Genomic DNA, 15,681 nt, shown 5'->3' with positions numbered 1-15,681 from the left:
GGGCCGGTCACGCGTTTCCCCGCGCCCCCGAAGAGGGACGCGGGGAATTGCGTGAGCTGGTAAACGGCCAGGCTGGCCGGCGGTGACTGCTCACCGCCGGCCAGCCTGGGAACCGCTTTACGAGCGCGGCTTCTCGCGCATCTCGTACGTCGCGATGACGTCGTCGACCTTGATGTCGTTGAAGTTGCCGAGGTTGATACCGCCCTCGAACCCTTCGCGGATCTCGGTGACGTCGTCCTTGAAGCGACGCAGCCCGGAGATGTTGAGGCTCTCCGCGATGACCTTGCCGTCGCGGATGAGGCGCGCCTTGGTGTTGCGCTTGACCTCGCCCGAGCGAACCAGGACACCGGCGATGTTGCCCAGCTTGGACGACTTGAAGACCTCGCGGATCTCCGCCGTGCCGAGCTCGACCTCCTCGTACTCCGGCTTCAGCATGCCCTTCAGGGCCGCCTCGATCTCCTCGATGGCCTGGTAGATCACCGAGTAGTACCGGACGTCGACGCCCTCGCGCTCCGCCATCTGCGCCGCGCGGCCCGCAGCGCGGACGTTGAAGCCGATGACGATCGCGTCGGAGCCGGTCGCCAGGTTGATGTCGGACTCGGTGACCGCACCCACACCGCGGTGCAGGACACGGATGTCGACCTCTTCGCCGACGTCGAGCTGGAGCAGCGAGGACTCGAGAGCCTCCACCGAACCGGACGCGTCGCCCTTGATGATGAGGTTGAGTTCCTGCACCAGACCGGCCTTGAGGGCCTCGTCCAGGTTCTCCAGGGAGAACCGGACACCCCGGCGGGCGAAGTTGGCGTTGCGCTCACGCGCCGCGCGCTTCTCGGCGATCTGACGCGCCGTGCGGTCCTCGTCGACAACCAGGAAGTTGTCGCCGGCGCCCGGGACGTTGGTGAGACCCAGGACCAGGACGGGGGTCGACGGACCCGCTTCCTCGACGTTGTTGCCGTTGTCGTCGAGCATCGCCCGGACACGGCCGTACGCGTCGCCGACCACCATCGTGTCGCCGATGCGCAGCGTGCCGCGCTGGACCAGGACCGTCGAAACGGCACCGCGGCCGCGGTCGAGGTGGGACTCGATCGCAATACCCTGCGCGTCCTGCTCCGGGTTGGCCCGCAGGTCGAGCGAGGCGTCCGCGGTCAGGACCACGGCCTCCAGCAGGCTCTCGATGTTGAGGCCCTGCTTGGCGGAGATGTCGACGAACATCGTGTCGCCGCCGTACTCCTCGGCCACCAGACCGAACTCGGTGAGCTGACCGCGCACCTTCGTCGGGTCGGCACCCTCGACGTCGATCTTGTTGACCGCGACCACGATCGGCACGTCGGCCGCCTTGGCGTGGTTCAGCGCCTCGATCGTCTGGGGCATCACGCCGTCGTTGGCCGCCACCACGAGGATCGCGATGTCGGTCGACTTGGCACCACGGGCACGCATGGCGGTGAACGCCTCGTGACCAGGGGTGTCGATGAAGGTGATCCTGCGCTCTTCACCGTTGACCTCGGTCGCGACCTGGTACGCACCGATGTGCTGCGTGATACCGCCGGCCTCGCCCGCGACGACGTTCGTCTTGCGGATGGTGTCGAGAAGGCGGGTCTTACCGTGGTCGACGTGACCCATGACGGTCACGACCGGCGGACGGACCACGAGGTCGTCCTCGTCGCCCTCGTCCTCGCCGAACTCGATGTCGAAGGACTCGAGCAGCTCGCGGTCCTCCTCCTCGGGGCTGACGATCTCGAGGACGAAGTTCATCTCGTCCGCGAGGAGCTTCAGCGTCTCGTCGGAGACGGACTGCGTGGCAGTGACCATCTCGCCGAGGTTCATCATCACGCCGACGAGCGACGCCGGGTTGGCGCCGATCTTCTCCGCGAAGTCGGTGAGGGACGCACCGCGGGACAGACGGACGGACTGTCCGTTGCCACGAGGCAGCATCACACCGCCGACCGACGGGGCCTGCATGGCCTCGTACTCCTGGCGCCTCTGCCGCTTCGACTTGCGACCACGACGCGCGGGACCGCCGGGACGGCCGAACGCACCCTGTGTGCCACCACGGCCACCGGGACCACCCGGACGACCGCCGAAGCCGGGACGGCCACCGCCGCCACCACCCGGACCACCGGGACGACCGGCGAAGCCGCCGCCGCCACCACCGGGACCGGCCGGACGACCGGCGAAACCGCCACCGCCGCCACCGGGACGACCGGCGAAGCCGCCGCCACCCGGACGACCGCCGCCGCCACCGGGACCACCGGGACGACCGCCGCCGCCACCGGGACCACGGCCACCGGGGCCGCCACCGGGACGGGGGCTGCCCGCGGCCGGACGCTGAGGCATCATGCCGGGGTTCGGACGGTTACCGCCCGGACCGCCGCCGGGACGCGGAGCCTGCGGACGGGGCATGCCGCCCGGAGTGGGACGGGCACCGCCCGGACCGCCCTGCGGACGCGGAGCGCCGCCGGGACCGCCCTGGGGACGGGGAGCACGGTCCTGGCCGCCTGCGCCCTGCGGACGCGGGCCGCCGGGGGCACCGGCGCCACCGGGACGCGGGGCACCGCCCGGACGGGGCGTCTGCGGACGCGCCATGCCGGTGGAGCCACCAGAGGTGAACGGGTTGTTGCCCGGACGGGGACCGGCCGGACGGGCACCGGGACGCGGAGCCTGGCCGCCGGGACGCGGGGCGCCCTGACGGTCGCCGCGCTCGGGACGCTCGCCACGCTCGGGACGGTCGCCACGACCCTGACCACCCTGACCGGGACCACCGGCCGGACGGGCACCGGGACGCGGAGCCTGACCGGCGGGACGCGGGGCGCCCGGACGGGGACCCGCGGCGGGAGCCGAGGGGGTCGACGGCGCCGACGGGGGCGCGGTGAACTCGGCCGCGACCGGAGCCGGAGCCGCCGGAGCGGGCTTCGGAGCCGGCTTGGGACCCGGAGTCGGGCGCGGACCCGCAGCGGCCGGGGTGACCGGAGCAGCCGCGGGCTTCTCGGCCGCGGCCGGCTTCGGGGCCGGCGGGCGCGGGGCGGCCGGACGGGCAGCCTGCGCCGGAGAGGGGGCGCCCGGCTTGGCCGGGGCAGCCTTGCGGGGGGCGGGCTTGCCGCCACCGTTGCCCTGCTGGAGGGCATCTGTCAGTTTGCGTACGACGGGGGCCTCGATCGTCGAGGACGCCGAACGGACGAATTCACCGAGTTCTTGGAGCTTGGCCATGACGACCTTGCTCTCCACGCCGAACTCCTTGGCGAGTTCGTATACCCGGACCTTAGCCACTTCGCTCCTTTTAGGTCCGGGTCTGCGTCCGGACCGTCGCTACTTCATGGGCGTACTCATCGCGTGCTCATCGAGTGCTCATCGCAATCTCGACCTACTTCCAACTCGCGGAATACCAGGGCCGCACGGGGGTTCCGCACGACGCTTCTTACGGGTTTGCCTGCTCGACGTAGAGGCGCAGCGCCTCGGTGTCGAGCGGTCCCGGGGCGCGCAGCGCCCGTGGGATCGCCCGGCGGCGGACCGCCAGATCGAGACAGACCAGGGCGGGGTGCACGTACGCACCCCGGCCGGGCAGCGTACCGCGATGATCGGGGGCGCATTCGCCCTCGACCGCCACGATGCGCAGCAAGTCTCTCTTGGCCGCTCGCTCCCGGCACCCCACACAGGTGCGTTCAGGGCATGCGCGGGCTCGCGTCCGGCCAGACACTCTTAAGTCTACCTCCCCGTACCGACCTCACCCCTTTGGGGCAAAAATCGAACGGTTGTTGTCGTGATGTAAGCGATCTACGGCTCGGATCTATTCCCCGGACTACTCGCCGCGCTGCTCGGCGGGCTGCTCGGTGTCCGGACGGATGTCGATCCGCCAGCCCGTGAGGCGGGCGGCGAGGCGGGCGTTCTGGCCCTCCTTGCCGATCGCCAGCGACAGCTGGTAGTCGGGAACCGTCACGCGCGCGGACCGGGCCGCGAGGTCGACGACCTCGACCTTGGAGACGCGGGCCGGGGAGAGCGCGTTCGCCACCATGTCGGCCGGATCGTCCGACCAGTCGACGATGTCGATCTTCTCGCCGTTCAGTTCGGCCATCACATTGCGGACCCGGCCGCCCATGGGGCCGATGCAGGCGCCCTTGGCGTTCAGACCGCTGCGGGTGGACCGGACGGCGATCTTCGTGCGGTGGCCGGCCTCGCGGGCGATGGCCGCGATCTCGACGGAACCGTCGGCGATCTCCGGCACCTCGAGCGCGAAGAGCTTCTTCACGAGGTTGGGGTGCGTACGGGAAAGGGTCACGGACGGACCGCGGACACCCTTCGCCACCCGTACGACGTACGAGCGCAGGCGCAGGCCGTGCTCATAGTTCTCACCGGGGACCTGCTCCTGCACCGGCAGGATGGCCTCCAGCTTGCCGATGTCGACGAGCACGTTCTTCGGGTCGCGGCCCTGCTGGACCACGCCGGTCACGATGTCGCCCTCACGGCCCGCGTACTCGCCGAGGGTCGCGTCGTCCTCGGCGTCACGCAGGCGCTGCAGGATGACCTGCTTGGCGGTGGTCGCGGCGATCCGGCCGAACCCCGACGGGGTGTCGTCGAACTCGCGCGCCTCCTGCCCCTCCTCCAGATCCTCGGGATCCTCCTTCGCCCACACGGTCACATGACCGGTCTCCCGGTCGAGTTTCACGCGCGCACGCCGGCGGCTTCCCTCGGTGCGGTGGTAGGCGATGAGGAGGGCCGACTCGATCGCCTCGACCAGCAGGTCGAAGGAGATCTCCTTCTCCCGTACCAAACCCCGCAGGGCACTCATGTCGATGTCCACGGCTACGCCTCCTCTTCCTTCTTGTCCTTGCGGCTGAACTCGACCTGGACGCGGGCCTTGGCGATGTCCTCGAAGGCGAGACGCTTGGCGGTGGGCTTGCGCCCCTTCACACCCGGCACTTCGACATCGAGGCCGTCGTCCTCGACCAGCAGGATCCGGGCGAGCAGTTCGCCGCCTTCCGCCAGCTGGAACTTCACCAGGCGGTCGGTGGCGCGTACGTAATGGCGGTGCTCCTTGAGCTCGCGCTCGGCACCGGGGGTTCCGACCTCGAGGGTGTATTCACCCGCACCCATCGCGTCCGTCTCGTCGAGCTTCGCCGAGAGCGCGCGGCTCACATCGGCGATCGCGTCCAGGTCGGCACCCTCGTCCGAGTCCACGACGACGCGCAGAACACGCTTGCGGCCTACGGACTCCACTTCGATCTCTTCCAGATCGAGGCCCTGGGAGGTCACGAGCGGATCCAGGAGTTCTCGCAGCCTCTCGCTCTGGGTCGTGCTCATCCGGGTGACTCCTCGGCCGCGTGTGCTGTTGTGGGTTGGTCGCGTGTCAGGTCAAAGGGTATCCGGTCGCGGAGGGTGTTGCCGTCCACCGGGACGGGTGCGCCTGCCCCGACTCCTCCCGGAGGGCGTCCGTGAAATCGCGCCGGAGACAGATGGGAGAGAGCCGCTGGGCGGTGATCGGCCGATGCGCGGGTACCGTGATCACGGGCAGCTCGCCCATACATTCGTACGAGCCCTCCGAGGACGTCTGCCGTGTCGTTCCCCCTGCCGTCGCGCACCCCGTCGGGTCCGCGCCGAAGGACCCTGCTCGCGGCCGCCGCGGGCACCTTCGCGCTCGCGGGCTGTTCCACTCCCGAGCCGTCCAGTGACACGACGGGCGGCAGCCCCTCGGCCGCGGACCGGGCACGCGCGCGTGCGGCCCGCGACAGCATGACGCTGGCCGGCCGGTACACCGCGGTGATCGCCGCCCATCCCGGCCTGGAGGAACGGCTGGCCCCGCTGCGGGCGGAGGCCGTCCGGCACGCGAAGGCGTTCGGGGCCGGCAGCGGCGGAGCGTCGGCCTCCTCGTCGCCCTCGGCGCCGGACCCGGCGTCCGCATCCGCTTCGGCGTCCGGATCGGCTTCGGCGTCGGCTTCCGCGTCGGCGAGCGCCTCCCCCGGCGTCGCGGACCGTCCGAAGGACGCGCTCGCCGACCTCGCCTCCGCCGAGCTCGCGCTGGCGGACGAGCGGACACAGGCCCTGGTGGAGGTTCCCGGCGAGCTGGCCAGGCTGCTCGCCTCGGTGGCGGCGGCCGGGGCGGCCCACGCGTTTCTGCTGACGAAGGCGGCGAAGTGAGCAAGCGGAACAGGACCGAGGAAGCCGAACTCAAAGCTCTGCAGGCCGCGTTGGCCGCCGAGCACGCGGCCGTCTACGGCTACGGCGTCGTCGGCGGCCGGATCGGTGAGGCCCGGCGGGCGGACGCCCGTTCGGCGTACGACGCCCATCGGGCCCGCCGGGACGAACTGGCGCGGGCGGTGCGGGACCTGGGCGGGACGCCCGAGGCCGCGTCGGCCGCGTACGTGCTGCCGTTCCCGGTGACGGGCTCCGCCACGGCCGTACGGTTCGCGGCCGAGCTGGAGGAGCGGGTGGCCGCCGTGTACTCCGACCTCGTACGCGCCGCCACGGGCGACCGGCGGCGCTCGGCGGCCGGGGCGCTGCGGGAAGCGGCGGTCCGCGCGGTGCGCTGGAGCGGCGAGAGCGTAGCCTTCCCTGGGCTCGCCGAGCGGGCGGGCACGCCGTCCGCCACGGCGTCCTCGCCGGCGTAACGCGACCTGAAAGGAAACATCTCGCGCATGGACTCGCGCATGGCCTTCGAACCGCCGCAGCGCCTTCTTCGGGCGCTCGGCGAGACCCGGCGGACCGGGTCGGAGGGGGCCGACGAGTGGCTGGAGAAGCTGCCCGAGCTGGCCCGACAGGCCGTCGATCAGCGCGAGTTGACCGTGGAGCGGGTACAGGCACCGGGTGGCCGCAGCAGTCTGGTCCTCCTGGTGCGGCGGACCGACGGGACGCCCGCCGTGCTGAAACTGGCGCCCGAGCGGGCGCGTCCGGAGAGCGAGCGGGCCGCGCTCGCCCACTGGGACGGCCGCGGCGCGGTCCGGCTTCTCAACCCCGGCGACACCCACGGTGTCCTACTGCTCGAGCGACTGCAACCGGACCTGTCCGTGCGGTCCCTGCCCGAGGCGAAGGCCCTGCTGGAGGCGGCGGGGACGCTGCGGCGGTTGTGGGTCGAGCCGCCCGCCGGCCACGTCTTCGAGACCGTCGCGGAACGGACCGGGCGGCAGGCCGAGGCGATGCGGGCCACGGCCGGTGCCGACGCCGGGGCCGAGGTCGGCACCCTGGTCGACGCGGCACTCGCGGCCCGTGACGAGCTGCTGGCCGGGCCGCCCGAGGCACGGCTGCTGCACGGCACCTTCCGGCAGAGCAAGGTGCTCGCCGGGGAACGCGCGCCCTGGCTGGCCGTGGGACCGGACCCGGTGGTCGGCGAGTGCGCGTTCGACCTCGCCCGGCTGGTCCGCGACCGGGTGGAGGATCTCATCGCGTCGCCCTCGGGACCGTCGATCACCCGGCGCCGGGTCAAACGGCTCGCCGAATCGCTGGAGGTGGACCAGGAGCGGCTGCGCGGCTGGACGCTGTTCCGCGCGGTCGAGTCGGGAGTCCGGGCGCGCCGCGTCGGCAGGCTCCGGGACGCCGAACTGCTCCTGGAGTTCGCCGACTGGCTCTAGCGCCGGCCACCGCTCGGCGATGACGAGTTCGAGGAGAGCGACCATCGTGGCGAGCGTCGTGGCGAGCGCCTCCGGCGTCGACCACCGCCCTGCGGCGGCCAGTTCGACGATCTCGGCACGTCGTGACGAACTCCGGGCCGGACAGCGGCCCTCGCCCGGCGGAGCCGAGGTGGAGCCGAGGTGGACGCGGCGAAGCCGCCGGAAGACGCCGGGCCGCGGATGGACGGCCGGGGCGGACGGGGGGGCGGAGCGGACGGGCCGACAGGCCCACGGCTGACGGCTGACGACCCAGAGAGGCGTTCGCGGACGAGTGGTCCGGCGAGGCGTCGACGCCGGGACCCGGCGGACCGCCGCGGGGGCACGCCCGCCGCCCGCTGCCCGCCGCGGCAGGCTCCACCGCACGGCGTACGGCGCGCAGGACGTTCTCTCGCATCGCACGCGGGCGGAAACCCCCGTGAGCGGAAACGACGGGCGGCGCCCACCGGCCTCGGAGGAGGCCGGCGGGCGCCGCCCGTCGGAACGGCTACGCCGTCAGGCGGGCGATCGCCTCTTCGACGGTCAGCTCCTCGCGCTCACCGGTGCGGCGGTCCTTCAGCTCCACGACGCCCTCGGCCGAGCGGCGGCCGGCGACCAGGATCGTCGGTACGCCGATGAGCTCCGCGTCGGTGAACTTCACGCCCGGGGAGACGCCGGCACGGTCGTCGACCAGGACGCGGACACCGGCGGCGCCCAGCTTCTCGGACACGTCGAGCGCCAGCTCGGTCTGCAGGGCCTTGCCCGCGGCGACCACGTGCACGTCGGCGGGAGCGATCTCCTTGGGCCAGCACAGGCCCTGGTCGTCGGCCGACTGCTCGGCCAACGCGGCGACCGCGCGGGAGACTCCGATGCCGTAGGAGCCCATGGTCACGCGGACCGGCTTGCCCTGCTGGCCGAGAACGTCGAGGCCGAAGGTGTCGGCGTACTTGCGGCCGAGCTGGAAGATGTGGCCGATCTCGATGGCACGGTCCATCTTGAGGCCGGTGCCGCACGCCGGACAGGGGTCGCCCTCTTCCACCACGACGACGTCGAAGTAGTCGTCGACCTCGAAGTCGCGGCCGGCCACGACGTTCTTCGCGTGCGTGTTGATCTTGTTGGCGCCGGTGATCCAGGCCGTGCCGGGGGCGACGCGCGGGTCGGCGATGTAGCGGACCTTCTCCAGGCCCTGCGGGCCCACGTAGCCGCGTACGAGATCCTCCCGGCCCTCGAAGTCCTCGGCCGTGACGAGCTCGACGACGGCCGGGGCGAGGTGCTCGCCCAGCTTGCCGAGGTCGACCTCGCGGTCGCCGGGGACCCCCACCGCCACGATCTCGCCGTCGACCTTGACCAGCAGGTTCTTCAGGGTCGCGGAGGCGGGCACGCCGAGGTGCTCGGCGAGCGTCTCGATGGTCGGGGTGTCGGGAGTGTCCAGCTCCTCGACCGGGCCGTGCTCCTCGGAGACGGGCGTGAGCTTGAAGGTCACGGCCTCCGTGTTGGCGGCGTAGTCACAGGCCGGGCAGTCCACGAAGGTGTCCTCGCCGGCGGCGGCGGGCGCGAGGAACTCCTCGGAGGCCGAGCCGCCCATGGCGCCGGAGACGGCGGACACGATGCGGTAGTCGAGGCCGATGCGCGCGAAGATCTTCTGGTAGGCCTCGCGGTGCAGCCCGTAGGACTCGGCGAGACCCTCGTCCGTGATGTCGAAGGAGTACGAGTCCTTCATCTGGAACTCACGGCCGCGCAGCACGCCGGAGCGCGGACGGGCCTCGTCGCGGTACTTCGTCTGGATCTGGTAGAGCATGACCGGCAGGTCCTTGTACGACGCCACCTGGTCCTTCACCACCAGGGTGAAGATCTCCTCGTGCGTCGGGCCGAGCAGGTACTCCGCGCCCTTGCGGTCCTTGAGACGGAAGAGGAGGTCGCCGTACTCCTCCCAGCGTGCCGAGGCCTCGTAGGGCTCCTTGGGCAGCAGGGCCGGCAGGAGGACCTCCTGGGCGCCGATCGCGTCCATCTCCTCGCGGACCACCCGGGAGATGTTGTCGAGGACCTTCTTGCCGAGCGGCAGCCAGGTCCAGATGCCCGCGGCGTTGCGCCGCACGTAGCCGGCGCGGACGAGCAGCTTGTGGCTGAGCGTCTCGGCATCCGCGGGGTCGTCACGCAATGTCTTGACCATCAAACGGGACATGCGCTGGACCTGGGCCATGATTCTCGACTCCTGCTGCGTAAGGGTGATGCCAGGAGGTTAGCCGGGCAGCGCCCGTCCCCGGAAATCCATTAGCGGTGGCGCAGCGGGAGCGGGGCGCCCATCACGGCGTACGGCTTGGGCGCGCTGGGGAACAGGACCTGCCGTGCGAGGTCCTCGTAGCCGAGGGAGCGGTAGAGGCCGCGGGCCGGGCTGTCGAAGTCGATCGCGGACAGGATCGAGCGGGGTTCGGCCGCGGTGTCGGTGATGGCGGTGATCAGGGCGCGGCCGACACCCCGGTTCTGGAAGCGGGGGTGGACGTGCAGTTCGGTGATCACGAAGGAGTCGTCGAGCCAGCCGTCGTGGCCCTGGCTGCGCAGATACGGTTCGACGACGGTGGACCACCAGTGCGCGCGGTCGTTGGGCATGCCGTAGACGAAGCCGACGAGCCGTCCGTCGACGGTGGTCGCGCCGAGCGCGTGGGCTCCCGGGTAGGTGACGTGGCGCAGCACGATCTGACGTCGTACGGCGATCTCGTCGGCGCCGAGCCCGAAGGCGAGCGCCTGCACGGCGAGCGCCTCGTCGACGCGCGCGGCGAGATCCAGCGGGCCGATGACCACGTCGTCGGAGTCGCGGTGGCCCTGACCGGGGAAGCGCAGCATGCCGGGAGACTACCTGGCGGACAGCGGGACATGTGAGGTCCCGCGGGGCCTGCGCCGGGCGTCAGAACAGGACACTCATGAACGCGCCGACCTCTTGGAACCCGACCCGGCGGTACGTCGCGCGCGCCGCCGTGTTGAAGTCGTTGACGTAGAGGCTGGCGACCGGGGCGACATCGGCGAGGGCGTAGCGCAGGACGGCCGCCATGCCGGGGGCCGCGACTCCCCTGCCGCGGTACTCGGGGGCCACCCACACGCCCTGGATCTGGCAGGCCTGGGTCGTCGCGGCGCCGATCTCGGCCTTGAAGACGACCTTGCCGTCCTGGTCGAGGCGGGCGAAGGACCGGCCCGAACCGACGAGTTCGGCCACCCGGGCCTGGTAGAGCAGACCGCCGTCACCGGCCATCGGCGAGACGCCGACCTCCTCGGTGAACATCGCCACGCACGCCGGCATGATCGTCTCCATCTCGTCCTTGCGGATGCGGCGGACGAACGGATCCGGGGTGATGTCGGCGGGCAGCCGGTCGGTGACCATCAGCGGCTGGTGGGCGCGGACCTCGCGGGCGGGGCCCCAGCTCGGTTCGAGCAGCCGCCACAGCTGGGCGGTGGGGTCGGCGGGGCCGACGATCGAGGAGCAGCGGCGGCCGCCCCGGCGGGCCCGGTCGGCGAAGCCGCGCACGGCGCGCGGGGTGGCGCAGATCGGGACGAGGTTGGCGCCCGCGTAGCAGAGGGACTGCAGCATGCCGTCCTCGTACCAGCCCCACATCTCGCCGCCGAGCCGCCATGGGTCGAGCCCCGCGACGTGTACGCGGGAAGCGACGAAAGCGTTCGCCACCGGCTCGCGGCCGAGGACGGCGAGCGCGGCGTCCAGGTCACTCGGTTCGAGGACCCTGGTGGTGGTCTGGGTCAACACGTGCGGGGGCCTCACCCTGGGATCTGCTGATTTCCGCACTGTACCCGGAGAGGTTGTGCCCCGCCGCCCCTTGCACGGGGGTCCGGCGGACGGCCGGGGCCGGGCTCCGCCGCCCGGCCGCGGGTGCGCGGGGGTTGCTCGCGCAGTTCCCCGCGCCCCTGATGGCTCCGCCCGGCCGGAGTTCCGACCGGGGCCGCTTCACCGCCCCCGCCGGGCCACCGGACCGGGACCGGGCGCGGTCGCCCGGGCCGCCGGTGCGCGGGGGTTGCTCACGTGGTTCCCCGCGCTCCTCGGTTCCACCTGGGTGGGGTCGAGGGGCGGGGTTCCGATGTGGTCAGCCCGCTACCGAGATCGTGGGCTCGCCGGAGGCGATGCCCTCGGCCTCCATCTGCTCGGCGAGCTTCATCGCCTCTTCGATCAGGGTCTCCACGATCTTCGACTCGGGGACGGTCTTGATGACCTCGCCCTTGACGAAGATCTGGCCCTTGCCGTTGCCGGAGGCCACACCGAGGTCGGCCTCGCGGGCCTCGCCCGGGCCGTTCACGACGCAGCCCATGACGGCGACGCGCAGCGGGACCTCCATGCCGGTGAGACCGGCGGTGACTTCCTCGGCCAGCTTGTAGACGTCGACCTGGGCGCGCCCGCAGGACGGGCAGGAGACGATCTCCAGGCCGCGCTGCTTGAGGTTCAGCGACTCCAGGATCTGCAGGCCGACCTTGACCTCCTCGACCGGCGGGGCCGACAGGGAGACGCGGATGGTGTCGCCGATGCCCTCGGAGAGCAGGGCGCCGAAGGCGACGGCGGACTTGATGGTGCCCTGGAAGGCGGGGCCGGCCTCGGTCACGCCGAGGTGCAGCGGGTAGTCGCAGGCGGCGGCCAGCTGGCGGTAGGCGTTCACCATGACGACCGGGTCGTTGTGCTTGACCGAGATCTTGATGTCGCGGAAGTCGTGTTCCTCGAAGAGGGAGGCCTCCCAGAGCGCGGACTCGACGAGCGCCTCAGGCGTCGCCTTGCCGTACTTCTGGAGCAGGCGCTTGTCGAGCGAGCCCGCGTTGACGCCGATCCGGATCGGGGTGCCGGTGTCGTTCGCGGCCCGCGCGATCTCCTTGACCTGGTCGTCGAACTGCTTGATGTTGCCGGGGTTGACGCGGACGGCCGCACAGCCGGCGTCGATCGCGGCGAAGACGTACTTCGGCTGGAAGTGGATGTCCGCGATGACCGGGATCTGGGACTTCTTGGCGATCGTGGCGAGCGCGTCGGCGTCGTCCTGGGTGGGACAGGCGACGCGCACGATCTGGCAGCCGGACGCGGTCAGCTCGGCGATCTGCTGAAGCGTGGCGCCGATGTCCGACGTACGCGTGGTCGTCATCGACTGCACCGAGACGGGTGCGTCTCCACCCACGGCCACGGTCCCGACCTGGATCTGCCGGGTCTTGCGGCGCTCGGCCAGCTTGGTCGGAACGGACGGCATGCCGAGAGAAATCGCAGTCATCTGCTGTGCAACCCCAAGTTGTGGATCAAGGTCCCGGAATCGTGGGCTCCAGGCTTCGAGATTACGGTATGGGCGCACGGCCGAGCACATCACGCCCCCGCCCCTAAACCCACTCGATGGAAGGCGGCCGGACACGCAGAGTGCCCGGCCGCCTTCAACGCGGTCCTGCTAGGAGATCTTCACCGGGTTGACCACGTCGGCGATGAGCACGAGGACCGTGAAGCAGACGAAGATTCCGGCCACCACGTAGGCCACCGGCATCAGCTTCGCCACGTCGAAGGGGCCCGGGTCGGGCCGCTTCAGCACCTTCGCCGTGTTCCGCCGCAGCGACTCCCACAGCGCGCCCGCGATGTGCCCGCCGTCGAGCGGGAGCAGCGGGAGCATGTTGAACAGGAACAGGGAGAGGTTGAACCCGGCGACCAGCAGCAGCATCATCGCGACCTGCTGCGATGCCGGGATGTCCAGCGTGAAGACGTCGCCGCCGATGCGGGCCGCGCCGACCACGCCCATCGGGGAGTCGGCCTTGCGTGGGCCGTCGCCGAAGGCCGCGTCCCACAGGTCGGGGACCTTGGCGGGCAGCGCCACCAGGGACTCGACGCCGTTCTGCATCATGTCGCCCATGCGTTCCACGGACTGTCCGAAGGACTGCTGGACGATGCCGGTGGCGGGCGTGAAGCCGAGGAAGCCGGCGTACACGTACTTGCCCTCGACATAGCCGCCGTTGCCGTCGGTCTTGCTCACCTGGTTCTTGATCAGGTGGGCCTTCAGGTCGACCTGCTGCCCCTTGCGCTCGACGGTGATCGTGACGTCCTTGCCGGGGTTGGCCCGGATGTCGTCCTGGAGGGCCGCCCAGTCCGCGACCGCCTTGCCGTCGAACGCGACGATCTTGTCGCCGCCCTTGAGGCCCGCGGCCTTGGCGGGCGCGGCCTCGTCGCCCTTCGCGCACTTCGACCGGTTCTCGCTCTGCTCGATGACACAGTCCGAGACCTTGCCGACCGTGGTGGTCTGGGCCTGGACGCCGAACGTCATCATCACGCCGAGGAAGATCACGACGGCGAGGACGAGGTTCATGAAGGGACCGGCGAACATCACGATCACGCGCTTCCACGGCTTGCGCGTGTAGAAGAGGCGGGTCTCGTCGCCGGGCTTCAGCTCCTCGAAGGCGGCCGACCGGGCGTCCTCGATCATGCCCCGGAAGGGGGATGTCGAGCGGGCCTCGATCCGGCCGTCCGGGCCGGGCGGGAACATGCCGATCATGCGGATGTAGCCGCCGAGCGGGACGGCCTTGATGCCGTACTCGGTGTCGCCCTTCTTGCGTGACCAGATGGTCGGGCCGAAGCCGACCATGTACTGCGGCACCCGGATGCCGAAGAGCTTGGCCGTCGACAGATGTCCCAGCTCGTGCCACGCGATCGAGATGAGCAGGCCGACCACGAAGACGACTATGCCGAGGATCATCATCAAGGTCGTCATGCACGAGCCTCCGCGGTTGTCGTCTGTGCCGTGAGTTCACGGGCCCGGGCGCGCGCCCAGGTCTCCGCTTCGAGGACGTCCGCGACCGTCAGAGAAGTTCCCGTACGCGGTGTGCCGTGTTCCTCGACGACCCGGGTGACGGTCTCCATGATCCCGTTGAACGGCAGGGTGCCGTTCAGGAACGCGTCCACGCATTCCTCGTTGGCGGCATTGAACACCGCCGGGGCCGTACCCGCGAGCTGCCCCACGTGCCGGGCGAGCCCCACCGACGGGAACGCGTCGTTGTCGAGCGGGAAGAACTCCCAGGTCGACGCCTTCGTCCAGTCGAAGGCGGGCGCCGCGTCCGGGACCCGCTCGGGCCAGCCGAGCCCGATGGCGATGGGCCCCCGCATGTCCGGGGGTGTCGCCTGGGCGATCGTCGAGCCGTCCGTGAATTCCACCATCGAGTGGACATACGACTGCGGGTGCACGACCACCTCAATCCGTTCGAAGGGAATGTCGTAGAGGAGGTGGGCCTCGATGACTTCCAGTCCCTTGTTGACCAGGGTCGCGGAGTTGATCGTGATGACCGGGCCCATGGCCCAGGTGGGGTGGGCGAGGGCGTCGGCGGGTGCCACGTCCGCCAGTTCGGCCTTGGTACGGCCGCGGAACGGGCCACCGGAGGCGGTCACGACGAGTTTGCGCACGTCCGCACGGGTGCCGGAGGCCAGCGCCTGGAACAGGGCGGCGTGCTCGGAGTCGACGGGGATGATCTGACCCGGCTTGGCCAGCGCCTTCACCAGCGGGCCGCCGACGATGAGCGACTCCTTGTTGGCGAGCGCGAGGGTGCGGCCCGCCTCCAGGGCGGCGAGGGTGGGCGCGAGGCCGATGGAACCGGTGATGCCGTTCAGGACGGTGTGGCAGTCGGAGGCGGCGACCTGGGTGGCCGCCTCGGCTCCGGCGAGGATCTCGGGAAGGGGTTCGCCGGGGCCGTACCGGTCCGCGAGGGCCTCCCTGAGCGCCGGGACGGCGTCCTCGCGCGCGACGGCGACCGTCCGCACCCGCAGCCGGTGGGCCTGCTCGGCGAGCAGGGCGACCCTGCCGCCGGCGGCGGAGAGCGCGGTGACCCTGAACCGGTCGGGGTTGCGCAGCACGAGGTCGATGGCCTGGGTGCCGATCGAGCCGGTGGATCCGAGGATCACCACATCCCGGACTCCGTCCACGGGATCGAAGACGAGATGCGGATCAGCGAGGGGGGCTGGACTGTCGCTCATCCCCCCATTGTGGCCGCATCGCGTGCGCGGAAGGACAGGGCGTCCCCCATTCCCGTCGCCGCGCCCCCGATTCCTGGAGCTCGGCCGTGCCGAGGGGCTCGCGCGAGAGGGCGACGCTCCGCACGGGCGGCTGCGGGCGGGTGC

General features: G+C 71.3%; 13 protein-coding genes. 3 read left to right on the top strand and 10 right to left on the bottom strand.

The features are described 5' to 3' along the window. Window positions 1-117: 117 nt before the first annotated feature. From infB to rimP, 4 genes are all read right to left on the bottom strand, one after another. A complete protein-coding gene (gene infB, locus OG788_RS32210; RefSeq protein WP_406374721.1) occupies window positions 118-3,264 on the bottom strand; it encodes a translation initiation factor IF-2 in 3,147 nt (1,048 codons plus the stop codon). A 148-nt stretch (window positions 3,265-3,412) separates the two neighbouring features. Continuing rightward, entirely contained in the window at window positions 3,413-3,691 is a 279-nt protein-coding gene (locus tag OG788_RS32205) for a YlxR family protein (RefSeq protein WP_266763333.1), read from the bottom strand. Between the two features lie 102 nt (window positions 3,692-3,793). Continuing rightward, window positions 3,794-4,792, bottom strand: a complete 999-nt coding sequence (gene nusA, locus OG788_RS32200; RefSeq protein ID WP_266763332.1) for a transcription termination factor NusA — start codon at window positions 4,790-4,792, stop codon at window positions 3,794-3,796. 2 nt (window positions 4,793-4,794) lie between these two features. Beyond that, window positions 4,795-5,292 carry a ribosome maturation factor RimP gene (gene rimP, locus OG788_RS32195; protein ID WP_351552920.1) on the bottom strand — a complete coding sequence of 166 codons (498 nt, stop codon included), beginning with the start codon at window positions 5,290-5,292 and terminating at the stop codon, window positions 4,795-4,797. Window positions 5,293-5,544: 252 nt separating this feature from the next. On the opposite strand from rimP, the gene OG788_RS32190 reads away from it, so the two are divergent. Genes OG788_RS32190 through OG788_RS32180 form a run of 3 tightly spaced genes read left to right on the top strand, consistent with a single transcriptional unit; the run spans window position 5,545 to window position 7,553 of the window. After that, window positions 5,545-6,126, top strand: a complete 582-nt coding sequence (locus OG788_RS32190) for a hypothetical protein (protein WP_406374720.1) — start codon at window positions 5,545-5,547, stop codon at window positions 6,124-6,126. Further along, window positions 6,123-6,596: a ferritin-like domain-containing protein gene (locus OG788_RS32185; RefSeq protein WP_351552915.1), complete on the top strand. Its 474-nt coding sequence runs from the start codon at window positions 6,123-6,125 to the stop codon at window positions 6,594-6,596. The genes OG788_RS32190 and OG788_RS32185 overlap by 4 nt, the downstream gene beginning before the upstream one ends. A gap of 39 nt (window positions 6,597-6,635) precedes the next feature. Then, window positions 6,636-7,553 carry an aminoglycoside phosphotransferase family protein gene (locus OG788_RS32180; protein ID WP_406376902.1) on the top strand — a complete coding sequence of 306 codons (918 nt, stop codon included), beginning with the start codon at window positions 6,636-6,638 and terminating at the stop codon, window positions 7,551-7,553. Between the two features lie 523 nt (window positions 7,554-8,076). Here the strand turns inward: OG788_RS32180 and OG788_RS32175 are convergent. From OG788_RS32175 to dxr, 6 genes are all read right to left on the bottom strand, one after another. Continuing rightward, a complete protein-coding gene (locus tag OG788_RS32175; RefSeq protein WP_406374719.1) occupies window positions 8,077-9,768 on the bottom strand; it encodes a proline--tRNA ligase in 1,692 nt (563 codons plus the stop codon). Window positions 9,769-9,839: 71 nt separating this feature from the next. Continuing rightward, window positions 9,840-10,409, bottom strand: coding sequence for a GNAT family N-acetyltransferase (locus tag OG788_RS32170; protein WP_406374718.1), 570 nt, complete (start codon window positions 10,407-10,409; stop codon window positions 9,840-9,842). A gap of 61 nt (window positions 10,410-10,470) precedes the next feature. Next, complete coding sequence (locus OG788_RS32165; RefSeq protein ID WP_406374717.1) at window positions 10,471-11,319, bottom strand: GNAT family N-acetyltransferase; 849 nt, start codon at window positions 11,317-11,319, stop codon at window positions 10,471-10,473. A gap of 334 nt (window positions 11,320-11,653) precedes the next feature. Then, the gene (gene ispG / locus OG788_RS32160; RefSeq protein ID WP_351540312.1) at window positions 11,654-12,811 is read right to left on the bottom strand and encodes a flavodoxin-dependent (E)-4-hydroxy-3-methylbut-2-enyl-diphosphate synthase; all 1,158 of its coding nucleotides are present in this window, start codon (window positions 12,809-12,811) and stop codon (window positions 11,654-11,656) included. Between the two features lie 168 nt (window positions 12,812-12,979). Next, complete coding sequence (locus OG788_RS32155) at window positions 12,980-14,284, bottom strand: site-2 protease family protein (protein WP_356752489.1); 1,305 nt, start codon at window positions 14,282-14,284, stop codon at window positions 12,980-12,982. Then, window positions 14,281-15,537, bottom strand: a complete 1,257-nt coding sequence (gene dxr, locus OG788_RS32150) for a 1-deoxy-D-xylulose-5-phosphate reductoisomerase (protein ID WP_406374716.1) — start codon at window positions 15,535-15,537, stop codon at window positions 14,281-14,283. Before dxr ends, OG788_RS32155 begins: the two co-directional genes overlap by 4 nt. Between the last annotated feature and the right edge of the window lie 144 nt (window positions 15,538-15,681).

The sequence above is a fragment of the Streptomyces sp. NBC_00647 genome (assembly GCF_045207245.1).
Taxonomy (GTDB): Bacteria; Actinomycetota; Actinomycetes; order Streptomycetales; family Streptomycetaceae; genus Streptomyces.
The sequence above is the reverse complement of the archived record's forward strand: the minus strand, read 5'-3'. Positions and strand labels throughout refer to the sequence as shown.